Origin of the sequence: Croceivirga sp. JEA036, from assembly GCF_011882165.1 — a bacterium.
GTDB lineage: Bacteria > Bacteroidota > Bacteroidia > Flavobacteriales > Flavobacteriaceae > Croceivirga.
In genome coordinates this window covers 1-16535 of sequence record NZ_JAATON010000003.1, presented here as the reverse complement: position 1 = coordinate 16535, position 16535 = coordinate 1, and the positions used below count along the sequence as shown (strand labels likewise).

Below are 16535 nucleotides of genomic sequence, written 5' to 3'. Positions count from 1 at the left end.
CCCAGAACAGCCGTAGCTTGCGATAAGTTTGTATTTTAACAAATACCAAACTAATGCAAAGAAAAACCATCTCCGTTATCCTGGGGGTATTGCTAATTATTGCGGCTTTTTTTGGAGCCAAAGCAATTATCAATAGTAAAAAGGATAGAAAACCAACTCCCCAAAAGGTTGTAAAAACCGTTTTTGCAGAAGAAATTAAGAATAAGACGATACCTATTGTGGTTCCTGCCAACGGTAATTTGGTAGCTAAGGACCGCGTAGAACTATATGCAGAGGTACAAGGCGTTTTTAAAAAAGGAGCTAAGCCATTTAAAGCAGGTCAAGAATATCAGGCTGGGCAAACATTAATTCGTATAGATGCCTCTGAATATTACGCTAGTGTGCAAGCTGCTAAAAGTAATTTTTACAATCAACTTACCGCAATAATGCCAGATTTGCAATTAGATTATCCAGAACATTTTGATAAATGGCAGGCGTATTTGGTAAATTTTGATTTGAACAAAACTACCCCGGAGTTACCAGAGGTAACTTCTAACAAAGAGAAATTTTTTATTACGGGTAGAGGCATTTTTAGTAGTTATTACAATGTTAAAAATTTAGAACAGCGGCTTTCTAAGTATTCGTTGTCCGCACCATTTTCTGGTATCTTAACAGAAGCCTTGGTTACAGAAGGCTCTTTGGTACGGTCTGGCCAAAAGTTAGGTGAGTATATAAAAACGGGTGTATACGAGTTAGAGGTGGCAGTGAGTAAAACCTTTGCAGATTTTTTATCAGTAGGTAAAACAGTACAACTTCAAAATTTAGAAAAAACTAAAAAGTTTTCAGGTAAAGTGGTACGGGTAAATGGTAGGGTAGACCAAACATCGCAAACCATTACTGCCTTTATAGAAGTAGAAGGGAATCAATTAAAAGAAGGACAGTATTTAGAGGCTCAGTTAGACGCTAATGAAGTTGAAAATGCCATAGAGGTAGACCGTTCGCTTTTAACGGAAAGCAATCAGATTTTTGTGGTTAAGGACTCTATTTTAGATGTAATAGACGTAAAGCCCGTATATTTTTCAGAAAAGAAAGTTGTACTAAAAGATGTGCCAGAAGGGACTACAATTGTATCTAAGCCAGTAACGGGTGCGTACGCGGGTATGTTGGTTAAGGTGTTTAAGGATAAAGCAGAAAGTACAGAATAATGAAGAAGATAATAGAATACTTCATTAAATACCACGTAGCTGTTAACGTGGTAATCATATCCTTCTTCATCTTTGGTATTGTGGGGATGCTTTCTTTAAAATCATCCTTCTTTCCTTTAACAGATTCCAAAAATGTACTCATTACCATAGTTTATCCTGGTGCTTCTCCGCAAGAAATTGAAGAAGGGGTCGTACTTAAAATAGAAGATAATTTAAAAGGATTACAAGGAGTGGATAGAGTCACTTCTACGTCTAGAGAAAATTCGGGTACCATTAATGTAGAGATAGAAAAGGGGTATGATATTGATTTTATGCTTCTGGAGGTTAAAAATGCGGTGGATAGGGTACCAACCTTCCCCACAGGTATGGAGCCTCTAATTGTTGCCAAACAAGAAGCCATAAGGCAGACGATTAGCTTTGCAATTAGCGGGGAGCATGTTTCTCTTGCCGTTTTAAAACAAATTGGCCGTCAAGTAGAAAATGATTTACGGGCCATGGAGGGTATTAGTCAAATTAGCATTGGTGGTTACCCAGATGAAGAGATAGAAATTGCGGTTAATGAAGATAATTTGCTGGCTTACAACGTCTCCTTTTCAGAAGTAGCAGCAGCAGTTTCTAATGCCAATATTTTAGTTACAGGGGGTAATATTAAAACAGATGCAGAAGAATACTTAATTAGAGCTAATAATAGGTCGTATTATGGTGATGAATTGAGCAATATAATTGTTAGGGCAGATGCTAGTGGTAGAACGGTTCGTTTAAAAGATGTTGCGACTATAAGAGATAGGTTTTCAGAAACCCCAAATGCCTCTTATTTTAATGGTAATCTTAGTGTTTCTGTTACCATAACTAGTACCAATACAGAAGATTTAATTGGTTCTGCAGACAAAGTAAAGGCCTACATAGAAGAGTACAATCAAAAATACAATAACGTACAATTAAGTGTGGTGAGCGATTTGTCTAAAACACTGAACCAACGTACACAATTGCTAACAGAAAATGCTATTGTGGGTATGTTGTTAGTGCTGGTATTTTTATCTCTTTTCTTAAACACACGCTTAGCCTTCTGGGTGGCTTTTGGTTTGCCAGTGGCCTTTTTAGGAATGTTCATATTCGCTCCTATGCTAGATGTAACCATTAACGTCTTGTCTTTATTTGGGATGATTATTGTTATTGGTATTCTAGTAGATGATGGTATTGTAATAGCAGAGAACATTTACCAGCATTATGAAGATGGTAAAAGCCCTGTTAAAGCAGCTTTAGATGGTACTTTAGAAGTAATACCCCCTATTGTTTCTGCTATCATAACCACTATTTTGGCGTTTTCTATTTTCTTGTTTTTAGAAGGTAGAATTGGTGAATTCTTTGGAGAGGTATCTGTGATTGTGATTTTGACTCTAGTAGTTTCTTTGGTAGAAGCGTTAATTATTTTACCCGCTCACTTAGCACATTCCAAGGCCTTAACCAAACAAACTTCACAACCCAAAACTACCTTGGGAAAAATGTTTGCCAAGCTTAGAGAAGTTAACAAATATGGGGATAGGTCTATGGCATGGATGCGTGATAAATTATATGCGCCGGCTTTATCTTTTGCTTTACAGCATCGTTTTTTGACCTTCGCTATTTTTATTACGGCCCTTTTTCTCACTATAGGTTCTATTGGTGGCGGAATTGTAAAAACAGCCTTTTTTCCGCGAGTAGCTAGTGATAGGGTAAGTGTACAATTAGAAATGCCTAATGGAACCAATGAAAAGATAACAGACTCTATCATCAGTCTAATTCAAGAGAAAGCTCATATTGTAAATCAAGAATTAACAGACCAATATTTAGATGGTTCTGGTAAGGAATTGTTTGAAAATATGATTAAAAAACTGGGACCTGGAACAGCTACAGCTTCATTAGAAATTAATTTATTGCCAGGAGAAGAAAGACCAGACGCTATTGTTTCAGATATGGTTACTAGCCGTTTGAGAGAGTTAATGGGACCAGTGATAGGCGTAGAAAGTTTAATTTATGGTTCTGGTGGTAATTTTGGAGGAGACCCTATATCGGTTTCGTTATTGGGCAATAATATAACCGAATTGAAAGCTGCTAAAAAAGAACTTAAGACGGCTTTAGAGGAAAATTCGCTTTTAAAAGATGTCAAGGATAACGACCCTGCTGGAATAAAAGAAATACAGTTACAGTTAAAAGAAAATGCCTATCTCTTAGGGTTAGATTTACGTACGGTGATGAATCAAGTGCGCTCTGGGTTTTTTGGAGTACAAGCACAACGTTTTCAGCGGGGACAAGACGAAATACGGGTCTGGGTACGCTATGACCGCACTAATAGAGAATCTATAAATCAACTAGATGAAATGCGCATTGTAACGCCAACAGGTTCTCGGGTGCCTCTAAAAGAAATAGCAAGTTATACCATTGCTCGTGGAGATGTAGCAATAAATCACTTAGACGGTCAAAGAGAAATACAGGTTGGTGCTGATTTAAAGGATGCTAAGACCACAAGTGCTCCAGATATCATGTCATGGATTAAAACAGATATTATGTCAGAGATACAATCCAAGTACCCAACTGTTTCTGCATCTTATGAAGGTCAAAGTAGAGAGCGTAACAAACTTACAGACAGTTTAAATTATGTTGGGCCTGTGGTGCTATTTCTTATTTATATCACTATTGCGTTTACGTTCAGAAGTTTCAGTCAGCCATTGCTACTTATATTATTAATTCCGTTTAGTTTAACTGCGGTAGCATGGGGACATTATATTCATGATTTTCCAGTGAACTTGTTGTCTATGTTAGGTATTATAGCGCTGATAGGTATTATGGTGAATGATGGTTTGGTGCTCATTGGTAAATTCAACGGAAATTTAAAATCTGGGATGAAATTTGATGATGCTCTATATGAAGCAGGAAAATCTAGATTTAGAGCTATATTCTTAACCTCTATTACTACCATAGCTGGTTTAGCGCCTTTACTACTAGAAAAGAGTAGACAAGCACAATTTCTAAAACCTATGGCAATCTCTATTGCCTATGGTATTGGTTTTGCTACAATACTTACTTTGCTAATGTTACCTATTTTTCTGTCTTTTAGCAACCAAATTAAAGTAGGGGCTAAATGGTTAAAAACAGGAGAAGATGTGAGTAAGGAAGAGGTAGAGCGGGCTATAAAAGAACAACAAGAACATCACGATGCATAATTTAAAGAAGAGTAACATTATGCCTATACATATTAGTAAGTCAATTACATTAATCTTATTATTTACAGGATTCTTAGGTATTAGTCAGACTGCTTTTTTAAGTAAAGAAGAGGCTGTAAAACAGACTTTAGAAAACAATTTGGGAATTAAGGTGGCCAACAATAATGTAGCCATTGCAGACAATAATCAAGGAATATTAAATTCTGGTTACTTGCCCACTGTAACGGGACAAGCAGGAGCCAATTATAATAGGGACGATAGTACTATAGAATTTCCAGGACAATTTTTAACAGAAGGTGAGGGCGCTATTTTGGTAGATGAAAGTACGGGTAACCCAATTGCACGCCCAGATGTAGAAATTAATAAAGCCGAAGCACAACGTTATAATGCCTCTGTGAATGTAAATTATACGCTGTTTGATGGTTTTGGGCGCTATTACAATTATAAGCGCTTACAAGAAGAGTACAATCTTTCTAGTTTGCAAGCAAGAGAAACTATAGAGAATACCATTATACAGTTATTCTCTGTGTATTATGAAGTTGCTCGTATAAGTGAGAATGTAGGTGTTTTAGAAGAAACTTTCGCTAACACAAAAAACAGACTTACCCGTGCAGAATATGGTTTTGAGTATGGTCAAGTAAATAAATTAGATGTGCTTAATGCTCAAGTAGATTTGGTAAATGATAGTATTAACCTAATGACGGAAAGACAGCTGTTAGAAAATACGCAGCGCGATTTAAACATCATCCTAAATCAAGAAATAGAAAGCCAGTTCAATGTAGATACCACAGCAGTTTTTGTGTCGCCTATAGAATTAGAAAATTTTGTGGGAGATGCGCCAAATAATAATGTGCGTTTGTTACAAGCCAAAAGCAATATGACCATTAATGATTATACGGTGAAAAATGCAAAATCTGTGTTTTTACCTACTATTGGGTTAACGGGTTCTTATGGGTGGAACCTAAATCAATCTGCGGCTTCTGCCTTTTTTCCTGGAACCAATAATACTACTTTTAGTTTTGGTTTGGGTGCTAATTTAACCTGGAATTTATTTGATGGTGGTTCTGGTATAACCCAGGTTAAAAACGCTAGATTGTTACTAGATTCTCAAGACCAATTACAGCAACAACTGGTATTGGAGGTTACAAGAGATATAGCGAATGCTAAGGGTAATTATGAAAACCGTTTAAAAGTGTTCCGTTTGCAAGAACAGAATGTGCTTACTGCCACTAACAATTTTGATAGGTCTAATGAGCGTTATAAGTTAGGACAGATTACCTCTGTAGAATTAAGGCAAGCGCAAATTAACCTGCTTAATGCTCAAACCAGTAAAAATTTAGCTAAGTACAATGCCAAACTAGCAGAATTGCAATTGTTGCAATTAACAGGCCAGTTGTTAAATGTAAGCTATTAAGATGTTAGAACACTTTTTTCAATGTCCATACTGTTGGGAAGAAATATCCATGCTTTTAGATACTTCTGTGAGCCAACAAACGTATGTGGAAGATTGTGAAGTGTGTTGTAATCCGATAGAAATACAAGCCAATTTTCAGAATAACGAAATAATTTCCTTTGTTGCAGTGGAGTTGGGGCAATAAACAATTACGCCCTGCCTTGTGGTAGCTCAAAAGTCATAGTGGTGCCTTGCCCTGGAGTACTATTGATGTTTAGAGTGCCTTTATTTTTCTTTAAGTAAAATAAGCATGTTCTAATACCAAAGCCCGTACCTTTTTCATTAGAAGTACCCTTGGTGGTGAACCAATTTTCACCTTCCATAATTTTTTCTATTTCTCTTTCAGAAATCCCTACACCAGTATCCGTAATTTCGGTATAGACCTTACCGTACATTTGATAGGTGCGCAGGTAAATTTTACCATTTTCTGGAGTAAATTTTATGGCATTGTGTAAAACATTTCTAAAGATAAAAGCGTAACTATTTTCATCTGCGTAGATATCATGCGCGCTTATATTAGCAAGTATTTTAATATTTTTTTCATCGGCCAAGGGTTCTAAGAGTTTGCAAACTGGTTTAATTGCTGTAGCACAAGAAAACACCTGTTTTTCTAAGGGTTTATCTAAGGTTTGCCTTTTGGACCAGTCTAGTAAGCCATCTAAAAAAACAGTAACACCGTCTAGCTTATCTGCTACTTGGCCCAAGTATTCTTTAGATTCCTTAATGTCTGCATCCTCATTTAAAAAAATATCTAACAGGCCTTTTAAGTTGATTAAAGGAGAACGGACGTCATGAGAAATTAGCGCGAATAATTTTTTATTGACGTTGTCTAATTGCTCCAATCTAACTTTTTGTTGTTTTAATTTTTTAAGGGTATTGTACGTAAATAAAGCTATGGGTATTGCAATTAATAGTGGAATTACAGAAGCCAAAATTAACCCTTCCCAAAAGTGAATCCATCCTACTAGTTTATGCCCTAGAAGGTAGAACAGCACAGATAGTATCGTTGAAACGATAACTATAAAAGCTGGGTGGTGTCTTGTGATTTTAGGTAATTTCATGATTTTGGGACTTAAAACATTCTACATCATTTAATCATTTACGAAACAATATTTTTTAATTTAGTTTCTACAAAGATATTTTAGCTTTGTAGGAATTTATCTACTTTTTTGATTAATGGGTAGCTAAAAGGGTTAAAATCCAATTTGCTATCGATGGGTGGTTTTTGTTTTGTAGGAATTTTTGAGTTTTGTCTTACTTTTTATCGTTTTTCCTACAAAAAAATAAGGTCTGTTTTTGTATGCCAGTAGTAAGGTACATAAAAAAAGAAAGGGTTCCTATATGGAACCCCTCTGGGATAATTGCTAACCAACAATCAAGTGCAAAGTATGTGTAATAGTATTCTTTATTCGCTACGTTGTTTGCTTATATAATCTGTGTATGTAGTGGCTAATTCTTTAATTTCTACCTCTGGTAGTACTTTACCCGCTAATTGAAAAAAGCTATGTTCCTCGTCTTCTAGGTGATGGGTAACTTTCTCCTGAAGGTCTTTAGCATACTTTAGCCAAGCAGAGCTAGAAAATTCGGTTTCTTCTAATTTCTCTACTAACTCATCTATTTCATGATGTTCTGCAACCCCATGTCTAGCATGGTCCTGCGTTTTATCTATTTTCATTAAAGGAATGTAGAAGTGTCGTTCCTCACCATCAGCATGTATTTCCAATTCTCTCTTAAGCGTATTGAAAGCATCTCTTCTAGTTTTACTATCCCCACTAGTGTCTACCAATACATCTAGTAATTTGCGTTGTACATCGTGGTCGTTACGGATGGCTTCAAAAATGGTCATAGTCTTCTGTTAAAATTGTTCATTTTTAGTAGTGTCTTTATGGTTTGCTTTTTTTATTGCTTCCGGAGATTTATCAAAATTGCTACCGTCAGCTTCAAAAAAGGAACTTAAGTCGTGCTGGTTAGCTACAAGTTTTGCATGTTCCCCTTTTATAATGATGGGAGTAGCTAATACTTCTGGGTTGTTCTGTATCACTTTAAGCCAATCATGCGTATCCATCTGCTCATCGCCATTAATATCTTTAGAAAGATTATGAGAATCTCCAAATAAATCCTTGGCAGACATGTTTAGCAGCTCTAAAATTTCGGTCCAAACGGTATCAGAAATTTTTTCATTATCTATATTTATGGTCCTCACTGGGCCATCTATACTTTGAGCATACGCTAAAAGGCGTTTGCCCGATTCTGATTTATTAGAATAAATATAAATGTACTGCTTCTTATCTGTGGCTAAAACTCCCATATCTTGTGGCATCACTGTAGTATTGTTATTCTTTACAAAGATGACCACCTTTTATTCTTATAAGGACTCCATTAAAATAAAATATGAACTGTATTACTTTGATAAAGAAATAAATAGGTAAAACTGTTGGCAATTGGATTGCGTTACTAAAAGTTTGGTATGAGTTAAATTGTAAACTTTGGTGAGATCATCTTTGCAATATAAGTTTACGGCTAGGTATACTTATAGTGGTGGTATTAAAAGGTTGTCTCTGTAGACAACCTTTTTTAATTTTTTTAAACTATGCTGAAGACGGAAATCAGAAAAGTGCTCAAAGGAATAGAGCGGTTTTACGAAGCACCACAGGAAGATTTAGCGTATTTTAATTTGGTCTACGCTACGCCAGACGTGTTGTGCATATCAAGGAAAAAAGACGAAGAAAAATATGCATATATCCTTGCCACCGGAGAGCGCTTGCAAAAAGAAAAAGAAATAAAACGAATAAATGCATTGGCCATACCGCCAGCCTGGCAAAAAGTAAAAATAGCTTCCTTAGCCAATGCACATTTACAGGCAACGGGTAGAGATGGAAAAAACAGAAAACAATATCGCTATCATCCTAAATGGACTACAATTAGAAACCAAACTAAATTCTATAGAATGTTGCCATTTGCTGGAGTTTTACCCAAAATTAGGAAAAGAGTAGAGGCAGATTTAACGGCCAAGGGTTGGCAAAAAGAAAAAGTATTGGCACTGATAGTACGTTTGTTAGAAGAGTCTCATATAAGAATTGGAAATAGCTATTATGCAGAGCGAAATAAAACCTATGGTCTTTCTACCTTAAGAAATAAGCATGTATCTATATTCAATGATAAAATAAAGTTTCAGTTTATTGGTAAAAAGGGAAAAGAGCACAAGGTTACCATAAAAAATAAAAAGTTGGCGCGTTTGGTAAATCGTTGTGAAGAATTACCGGGATGGGAACTTTTTCAATATTTTGATGAAAACGGAAATAAGCAAAAAGTAGATAGTGGTTTGGTAAACCAGTATTTACAAGAATGTAGTGGAGCCCATTTTACGGCAAAGGATTTTAGAACATGGGCAGCAAGTCTAATAGTTTTTGATACACTTAACACAATGCCAACAGTAAATAGTGATAAAGAAAAGCATAAGCAATGGCTATTAGCCTTAGATGCTGCAGCAAAAGAATTAAACAATACCAGAAAGGTATGTCAACAATATTATGTACATCCGCTTATAGAAGAACTGCATAAATCTGAAGAATTAACGCCCTATTTTAAAATAGCAAATTCAAGAAGCAAAACCAATAATACTAGCTTGCAACCTAATGAAGTAGCATTACATCAATTGTTAGAAAACTATAAGCCAGAAATACTACAAAAGTTAAAATAGCCAAATAAGCCAAGAATATTCTTACCTGTTTAGAAATAGAAATAATAATAAATAGTTTTTGTTTAATCTTTTTGTGAATTAATTGACAATTTCTACGACTGTGTTAGACTAAATATGGAAAAGTTGCGTTATTTTTGAACACGCTTTTGAATAAGAAAACCCCTACCTAAAAAAGTTAGGACAATTGGGGGATTGCTACTGACAATCGCGGTAGGGGTTCTTTAAAAGTATTGAAAAAATTGGTAACGGTAATTATTTCTTGTTTTTTGTACGCAAGACAGCATAAAGTTTAATTTGGTCCGTTACTATGTTAGTTACAATTAGACTCTGTAACTACTTAAACCATTTAGGGTGGGATTACTATCTAGAGTACGATTGGTCTTGGGGGAGACAAGTTGGCAAAAGAGGTTTTCCCTCCTGGGATGGTACTTTTTCTTCTATTAATAATACATAGTTTATAACGGTATATAGGATTGTAGAATGTATTTACGCTGCAACCTTAAAGCATAAAAAAAGGTAAGCGCGGAAGCTTACCTTTTTGTTTTAGTGATAGTTTGTGATGACGTCCTTTTTATATTTTAAAAGTGCTTCACGGGTTTAAATATAGAAAAAAATCTATATAATAGCATTTTGATAGAAAATAAAATTTTAGTTTTTCGATTAACTGCACAACTTGGTCTAGTATACACTGTAGAAAATAGTATCTTTGGGTCTAGCTTAAACAATTAGAAAAAGTAGCGTGATAAAGACCATTGATAGATTGATGCAGTTTATTGAACATGCAGGTTTGAGTGCCCGCCAGTTTGATATTAGTATTGGAGCCAGTAATGGCTATACCTTACGCATGCGTAAGAACCATGCATCTATAGGTAGTGATGTTATAGAAAACATTATTAAAACCTATCCACAGTTAAATTTAATATGGTTAATTACGGGAGAGGGTGAGATGCTTAACCCGGAAAAACAATTCTTATCTGCGAACAAACTTCCAAAAGAAAAGGAGCTAGAAATAGAGCGAATCATTGCCGCTAAAATTAGAGAGCGACAAGAAAAAGAATTGCAAGAACTTTTACGAGAAGTAAATAAGGAATTAGACAAACGAGAAGATAAGGATTAAGTAAGCTTTTTAAGTTCTTCTTCTAGTTCTTTTTTAAGCGCAGCTAATTCTGCTTTACTCAGGTCTTTCTTAGTAGCCAAGCGTTGTTTTTTCTCTTCAATACGCTGTTGTCGTTTACCAAAACGTTGCTCTACGGCATGTTCTATGTGTTGGTACTGCAATTTTAGAAAAGCTTTAATCCGTTCTTGGTGGTCTGCAGCCTGCCCTAATAGGAGCAAGGCAATTAAGAGTATAAACAAAAGCGGACCAGACTGGTAAAGTTCAAACTCGTCTACTATATCTTCCTCGTGGTAATAACTTATACTATTATAAAATTGGTTTACCAGCAAAAGAATAGGAGAAAGGATAGCGTAGCGCCACCATTTTTTTTCAGTTAGGAACCAAATTAGAAAAGCAATACAACCATAAATTTTGATGATAACAACTAAATGGAAGATGTTCAAATTATAAAATCCGTAAGAGCCAATTATAGTAAAACCTAGGTTTAATTCTTTGGTGGAGTATGGAAAAATTTCTAATCTAGTACAAATGTAAAGGATTCCCATAGTAATTAATATAATATTTATAGGGTTAACCTGATGATTTATACCGATTGTATTTAGAAAATCTTTCTTCAAATAAAGTATAGTTAGGTGAACAAGAGGAAATGATAGCCAATAGAGTTTTATCTCTGTAATATAGTCTGGAAAAGGGAAAGTTATTATATTGGTTATTAATGCTGTAAGAATGAATATGACACCATAGAAATGTTTACGTTTTACGTTTTTTAACCATATTAAGAATAGGAATGTTAAGTACCAATACGTTAATTCTACATATGCTAAACTTTCAAAGTTAGTATTAAAAAATTTTTCCTGATAGAGTTTCCAGAATTGATTGTTTAAATCATGTGGTAAATAAATATTTATGTAAAGTACAAAAGGCAACAAAAATATCGCTAGAGCCTTTATACCATCTTTTACTACGGGGTTTTTAAACATTGGACAAAAATAGAAAACTATGTTTGTCTAATACCTAACAGGTTTTGTTAGGTATTAAGATAGTTTTTTAAGTTCTTGTTCTAGTTCTTTTTTCAAGGCTGCTAATTCTGCTTTGCTCAGGTCTTTTTTAGTAGCCAAGCGTCGTTTTTTCTCTTCAATATTTTGTTGTTGCCTGCCAAAACGCTGCTCTACGGCATGTTCTATGTGTTGATACTGCAACCGTAAAAATGCCTTTATCCGTTCTTGATGGTCTGCAGCTTGTGCTAGTAGCAGTAAGACAATCAAGATTGCGAGTAAGAATGGACCAGATTGGTAGAGTTCTATTTCGTCCATAAATTCAGAGGTAGTATTAAATACATTTATGATTTGATTTCCTGTAACTAGTATTGGAGCCAAAATTGCATAGCGCCACCATTGTTTCTCAGTAAAAAACCAAATTAAAAAGGCTGATATTATTGCTATTTTTCTAAGAATTACAAATGAGAATTGGTGGATGTCTATAAAACCATATGAATCTATGGTTAGGTATAAAATATCAATACTTGTTGTACCTTTTGGTATCAGAATAGATAGTTCCGCAATTAACGGAATACAGAAAAGTAACGTATTGTAGAATAAGATTTTCTTTTGTGTATTTTTCTTTTGATTACTACGTGTATTATAGATTAAGTATATTAATAAAAATGTAAGCAATAGTCCTTTAACTAGGGGTATATAGCTAAATAAGTCTAGGAACATTAGCGTGCACATCTGCTGAAGTAACCAAAAAATAATTATATTTTGACCAATTCTAAAACTGAATTTTGTGGTATTTCTCCAAATAAGAAGCAAGAATATTTTTTGCAAAGTAATTAGCAGAAGATATATCCAAATGTTCAAAGATAATTCGTGATTACTACTTTCATCCAAGAAGCTTAAAAACGATTCGGATAATGGAATTTCATCAAAGAAAAGGTGTAAATAAGATAAAAACGGCAACAAAAATATTGCTAGGGCCTTTATACCATCTTTTACTACGGGGTTTTTAAACATTGGGTAAAAATAGAAAACTATGTTTGTCTAATACCTAATAGGTTTTGTTAGGTATTACGTAAGCTTTTTAAGTTCTTGTTCTAGTTCTTTTTTCAAGGCTGCTAATTCTGTTTGGCTCAGGTCTTTTTTAGTAGCCAAGCGTCGTTTTTTCTCTTCAATATTTTGTTGTTGCCTGCCAAAACGTTGCTCTACGGCATGTTCTATGTGTTGGTACTGCAGCCGTAAAAATGCTTTTATCCGTTCTTGGTGGTCTGCAGCTTGAGCTAATAACAATAAAGCAATTAAAAGGGTCAACAAAAACGGACCAGATTGGTAGAGTTCAAACTCGTCTATTATATCTTGACCATCTGTAGAGATTATACAATTGTGGAATTGGTTTATAAGCAGAAGAATAGGAGAAAGAATGGCGTAGCGCCACCATTTTTTTTCAGTTAAGAACCAAATTAAAAAAGCTACAAAGCCATAAATTTTAATAATAACAACTAAATGGAAGGTGTTAAAATCAAAAAACCCATATGAGCCAATTGTTACAAAACCTAGGTTTAATTCTTTAGAGGCATATGGAATAATATTTAAACTAGAGCATATGTAAAGCAATCCAATGGCAATCAATAAAAGGTTTACAGGATTTAGTTGATTGTTTTTTCTGATTCTATAATAGTAGTCCTTATTTAAGTATAGATAGGCTAGGCTACAAAGATGGAAAAGTAGACAAGATAGTTTTATAAAGCCATCAAATATTGGAAGTGGATAAGTAATAAAAATTGCTAGCAGGGAAATAACTATAAAATAAACCCCATATAAGTGTTTGTCTTTTGCATTTTTAAACCAAATTAGGAATAGGCATATTAAATACAAATAGGTTAATTCCATGTATATCAAACCAATAAATGTCGTGTCAAAAATTTCTTTTCGATAGTATTTCCAAAATTCATGGTTTAAATTTTCAGGAGCATAAGAATTTAAATACAACAAAAACGGCAACAAAAATATCGCTAGAGCCTTTATACCATCTTTTATTACAGGGTTTTTAAACATTGGGTAAAAATAGAAAACTATGTTTGTCTAATACCTAATAGGTTTTGTTAGGTATTACGTAAGCTTTTTAAGTTCTTGTTCTAGTTCTTTTTTCAAGGCTGCTAATTCTTCTTTGCTCAGGTCTTTTTTAGTAGCCAAGCGTTGCTTTTTCGCTTCAATATTTTGTTGTTGCCTGCCAAAACGCTGCTCTACGGCATGTTCTATATGTTGGTACTGCAATCGTAAAAATGCTTTTATCCGTTCTTGGTGGTCTGCAGCTTGTGCTAATAACAATAAAGCAATTAAAAGGGTCAACAAAAACGGACTAGATTGGTAGAGTTCTATTTCGTCGACAGCATTTGTCTCTGTAAATAGTATATTAAATGATTGGTTTGCTAAAAGCAATATAGGAGAAAGAATAGCGTAACGCCACCATTTTTTTTCAGTCAAGAACCAAAATAGATAGGTTAATAAAATTGCTAATTTATCAAGAATTACGAATGAGAATTGATATAGGTCTTTAAAACCATAAGAATCTATTGTTTGGTATAAAATATCAATACTTGTTTTACCTTCTGGCACCAGAATAGATAGTTCTGCAAATAATGGAATGCAGAAAAGTAAGGTATTGTATAATAAGATTTTCTTGTGTAAATCTATATTTGACTTTTGATAACTTCTTAACTTGTAAATAAAATATATTGAGAAAGATGTGAAGGAAAGTAATTTAATCAGATTTAAATTACTACGAAAGTCTAACAGGAACAGTGTACAAAATTGTTGTAAAAGCCAAAAGACCATTATATTTTGACCAATTCTAAATTTTAAATTTAAAGCACTCCTCCAAATAAGTATCAATAATAGAATTTGTAGCTTGACAAGAAAGTAGTATATCCATTCGCTCACAATGAATTTGTGAGTATTACCTGAATCCAAAAAACTTAAAAACGATTCTGATAATGGAGTATCATCAAAGAAGAGATGTAAATAAGATAAAAACGGCAACAAAAATATCGCCAAAGCTTTTACAAAATCTTTTGTGGTAGTGGATAAAATCAATCAGTAAAAATTAAAAGATTATTTCTTTTTACGTTTTTTAGGTTTGCATTCCTTGCAATAATCCGAGTATTCTTTTAATTCTTCTCTAACTTTTTGATGCGCTTTTTGTAAAAGCTCTTCTTTTGCTCCAAAATTCGAGGCATCGTAAAGCTGAGCGCTAATCGTATTGCGTTCAGCAATCATTTTACTATAATAAGGTTGAAAAAAATTAGCGTTGGAAAACGCTTTTTTATTTTCAAACAATTCTTTACGTATTTTCCGTGCATACAACTCGGACAAATCAAAATCATAAGATGCTAGACGTAGAAGCCAGGTAAGTTGCGCTTTATTTTGAGCTTTAAGAACCGCCGTGTTCTTATCTAGAATGCAAATTACTTTGTCATTAAAGTTTTTCGTAAACATAAATTCTATGTTCGTCATTTGAAAACCAAGCTCAATAGTAATACCTGTTTGCAGGTAAAGATTACTTACTTCTTGGTCTACTTTAGTAGTAGCTGCTTTAAAATCAGCTAAAGAAAATTCGTAGTTATTTATCCATTCTTGTCTAGATTCTTGTGCTCTTACAAAAGAAAAGAAGGTAAATACTAATAGTGTAGCAAAAAGCCATTGGGGGCACTTGAACATACTATAGTCAATTGGTTAGGTGCTAAAAATAACAAATTGTTGTAATAATACTATATTTTCCATCTGTTAAGATTACGATGGTCATCTGCTCCTTAAATAAAAAGCGTATCAGAAAAAATAAAGGAATACAGCTGAGATTTCAGCTAAAGGCCATATATTTCTTAGCTAGAATGTTCAATTTTTTAAACTAACCTTTTTAGATATGACCAAAAAATTATCTATTGTTATTGTGGCTATTTTATGTATCGCTTGTTCAAACAAGAATGCCGATAACAAAGCAATGGTTAAAGCTTACTATGATGGTTTTCTTAAAGGTGATTATGGTTTAGTTAAACAAGTAATGGCGGACGAGTTTATATCGGTAGAAGGAGATTTTACTACAAGGTACACCCCGGAAACCTATCATGAATTATTTAAGTGGGATTCAGTTTTTAAACCAGCCTACCATATTAAAGAGATAAAAACAATGCAAAACGAAGTGGTAGCAACAGTATCGGTATCTAGTGATAAATTTCAATTTCTAAAAAATAATCCTTTAGTGTTTAAGCATAAGTTTTCTTTTAAAAATGGAAAAATTGCTAGATCTGAATACATTGAATTTATTGGTACAGATTGGGACGCTTGGGAAGCTCAAAAACAAGCTTTGTTAATTTGGATTGCTAAAGAGCATCCGGAGCTAGATGGTTTCATGTACGATTTAACCGAAAAAGGAGCAATCAATTATAATCGTGCTATGGATTTGTATAAAAACCGTATCCTTAATGACAGTCTTTAGTACACCTTTCTTCTCTTTGTCAACCAAATAGGCAAGTAATAACATCGGTTTTTTAATACGCTGCTATTTTCTTCCAAATATTCTTCTTGACCTTTAAAGCAGGGGAAAACCACCTTTTCTATCCTAAATTACCAAAAAACTGTGTAAAATTACCGTTTACATTAAATTAACATTGAGTGCAGGGTAATATAGCATAGATATTGGCAAAAATTGGTGTAGAATGGCATAGGACAACGGGCGTATGTTTGCAGTGTAAGTTTTTACTAACATTTTAAACGATTGAGTTATGAAAGCAATCTTAAGAAACTTAACAGTAGTAGCAATCATGTTTGCAACAGTTGCAAGCTTTGCAAAAGGACCAGAAACAACTTTCGGTGGTAAAGTTAATGAGGTA

At 34.1% G+C, this 16535-nt stretch carries 15 protein-coding genes; 7 read left to right on the top strand and 8 right to left on the bottom strand.

Annotated features, from left to right (window positions below):
* Positions 1–53 precede the first annotated feature (53 nt).
* Genes HCO57_RS08580 through HCO57_RS08565 form a run of 4 tightly spaced genes read left to right on the top strand, consistent with a single transcriptional unit; the run spans position 54 to position 5982 of the window.
* Positions 54–1184: an efflux RND transporter periplasmic adaptor subunit gene (locus tag HCO57_RS08580; protein WP_167988708.1), complete on the top strand. Its 1131-nt coding sequence runs from the start codon at positions 54–56 to the stop codon at positions 1182–1184.
* The gene (locus tag HCO57_RS08575) at positions 1184–4384 is read left to right on the top strand and encodes an efflux RND transporter permease subunit (RefSeq protein WP_167988707.1); all 3201 of its coding nucleotides are present in this window, start codon (positions 1184–1186) and stop codon (positions 4382–4384) included. The genes HCO57_RS08580 and HCO57_RS08575 overlap by 1 nt, the downstream gene beginning before the upstream one ends.
* Positions 4377–5798, top strand: coding sequence for a TolC family protein (locus HCO57_RS08570; protein ID WP_245167572.1), 1422 nt, complete (start codon positions 4377–4379; stop codon positions 5796–5798). The genes HCO57_RS08575 and HCO57_RS08570 overlap by 8 nt, the downstream gene beginning before the upstream one ends.
* A 1-nt stretch (position 5799) precedes the next feature.
* Positions 5800–5982: a CPXCG motif-containing cysteine-rich protein gene (locus HCO57_RS08565; protein ID WP_136951387.1), complete on the top strand. Its 183-nt coding sequence runs from the start codon at positions 5800–5802 to the stop codon at positions 5980–5982.
* A 4-nt stretch (positions 5983–5986) separates the two neighbouring features.
* On the opposite strand, the gene HCO57_RS08560 is transcribed toward HCO57_RS08565, so the two are convergent.
* The 3 genes from HCO57_RS08560 to HCO57_RS08550 form a co-directional block, all read right to left on the bottom strand.
* The gene (locus tag HCO57_RS08560) at positions 5987–6898 is read right to left on the bottom strand and encodes a sensor histidine kinase (RefSeq protein ID WP_167988706.1); all 912 of its coding nucleotides are present in this window, start codon (positions 6896–6898) and stop codon (positions 5987–5989) included.
* A gap of 344 nt (positions 6899–7242) precedes the next feature.
* Complete coding sequence (locus tag HCO57_RS08555; RefSeq protein WP_167988705.1) at positions 7243–7683, bottom strand: hemerythrin domain-containing protein; 441 nt, start codon at positions 7681–7683, stop codon at positions 7243–7245.
* A gap of 9 nt (positions 7684–7692) precedes the next feature.
* Positions 7693–8193, bottom strand: a complete 501-nt coding sequence (locus HCO57_RS08550; protein WP_209066110.1) for an arsenate reductase family protein — start codon at positions 8191–8193, stop codon at positions 7693–7695.
* 234 nt (positions 8194–8427) lie between these two features.
* Between HCO57_RS08550 and HCO57_RS08545 the strand changes: the two genes are divergently transcribed.
* Both HCO57_RS08545 and HCO57_RS08540 read left to right on the top strand, forming a co-directional pair.
* Positions 8428–9537: a DNA topoisomerase IB gene (locus tag HCO57_RS08545; RefSeq protein WP_167988703.1), complete on the top strand. Its 1110-nt coding sequence runs from the start codon at positions 8428–8430 to the stop codon at positions 9535–9537.
* A 739-nt stretch (positions 9538–10276) separates the two neighbouring features.
* On the top strand, positions 10277–10654 hold the full coding sequence (locus HCO57_RS08540) for a hypothetical protein (protein WP_136951382.1): 378 nt from the start codon (positions 10277–10279) through the stop codon (positions 10652–10654).
* Here the strand turns inward: HCO57_RS08540 and HCO57_RS08535 are convergent.
* From HCO57_RS08535 to HCO57_RS08515, 5 genes are all read right to left on the bottom strand, one after another.
* Positions 10651–11199 carry a hypothetical protein gene (locus HCO57_RS08535; protein ID WP_167988702.1) on the bottom strand — a complete coding sequence of 183 codons (549 nt, stop codon included), beginning with the start codon at positions 11197–11199 and terminating at the stop codon, positions 10651–10653. The two genes, HCO57_RS08540 and HCO57_RS08535, sit on opposite strands and share 4 nt — an antisense overlap.
* Positions 11200–11688: 489 nt before the next feature.
* Positions 11689–12372, bottom strand: coding sequence for a hypothetical protein (locus HCO57_RS08530; protein WP_167988701.1), 684 nt, complete (start codon positions 12370–12372; stop codon positions 11689–11691).
* Positions 12373–12720: 348 nt separating this feature from the next.
* Positions 12721–13278, bottom strand: a complete 558-nt coding sequence (locus HCO57_RS08525; protein WP_167988700.1) for a hypothetical protein — start codon at positions 13276–13278, stop codon at positions 12721–12723.
* A 480-nt stretch (positions 13279–13758) separates the two neighbouring features.
* A complete protein-coding gene (locus HCO57_RS08520) occupies positions 13759–14265 on the bottom strand; it encodes a hypothetical protein (RefSeq protein ID WP_167988699.1) in 507 nt (168 codons plus the stop codon).
* A 495-nt stretch (positions 14266–14760) separates the two neighbouring features.
* Complete coding sequence (locus HCO57_RS08515) at positions 14761–15366, bottom strand: hypothetical protein (protein ID WP_167988698.1); 606 nt, start codon at positions 15364–15366, stop codon at positions 14761–14763.
* Positions 15367–15568: 202 nt separating this feature from the next.
* On the opposite strand from HCO57_RS08515, the gene HCO57_RS08510 reads away from it, so the two are divergent.
* Positions 15569–16141, top strand: a complete 573-nt coding sequence (locus HCO57_RS08510; protein ID WP_167988697.1) for a hypothetical protein — start codon at positions 15569–15571, stop codon at positions 16139–16141.
* Positions 16142–16535: the final 394 nt, after the last annotated feature.

What these genes read in the sequence shown, in the direction of transcription:
- HCO57_RS08510 (WP_167988697.1), top strand. Translation starts at nt 15,569, where the DNA reads ATGACCAAAAAATTATCTATTGTTATTGTGGCTATTTTATGTATCGCT.
- HCO57_RS08580 (WP_167988708.1), top strand. Translation starts at nt 54, where the DNA reads ATGCAAAGAAAAACCATCTCCGTTATCCTGGGGGTATTGCTAATTATT.
- HCO57_RS08565 (WP_136951387.1), top strand. Translation starts at nt 5,800, where the DNA reads ATGTTAGAACACTTTTTTCAATGTCCATACTGTTGGGAAGAAATATCC.
- HCO57_RS08535 (WP_167988702.1), bottom strand. Translation starts at nt 11,199, where the DNA reads ATGGGAATCCTTTACATTTGTACTAGATTAGAAATTTTTCCATACTCC.
- HCO57_RS08555 (WP_167988705.1), bottom strand. Translation starts at nt 7,683, where the DNA reads ATGACCATTTTTGAAGCCATCCGTAACGACCACGATGTACAACGCAAA.
- HCO57_RS08560 (WP_167988706.1), bottom strand. Translation starts at nt 6,898, where the DNA reads ATGAAATTACCTAAAATCACAAGACACCACCCAGCTTTTATAGTTATC.
- HCO57_RS08570 (WP_245167572.1), top strand. Translation starts at nt 4,377, where the DNA reads ATGCATAATTTAAAGAAGAGTAACATTATGCCTATACATATTAGTAAG.
- HCO57_RS08575 (WP_167988707.1), top strand. Translation starts at nt 1,184, where the DNA reads ATGAAGAAGATAATAGAATACTTCATTAAATACCACGTAGCTGTTAAC.
- HCO57_RS08545 (WP_167988703.1), top strand. Translation starts at nt 8,428, where the DNA reads ATGCTGAAGACGGAAATCAGAAAAGTGCTCAAAGGAATAGAGCGGTTT.
- HCO57_RS08530 (WP_167988701.1), bottom strand. Translation starts at nt 12,372, where the DNA reads ATGTTCCTAGACTTATTTAGCTATATACCCCTAGTTAAAGGACTATTG.
- HCO57_RS08515 (WP_167988698.1), bottom strand. Translation starts at nt 15,366, where the DNA reads ATGTTCAAGTGCCCCCAATGGCTTTTTGCTACACTATTAGTATTTACC.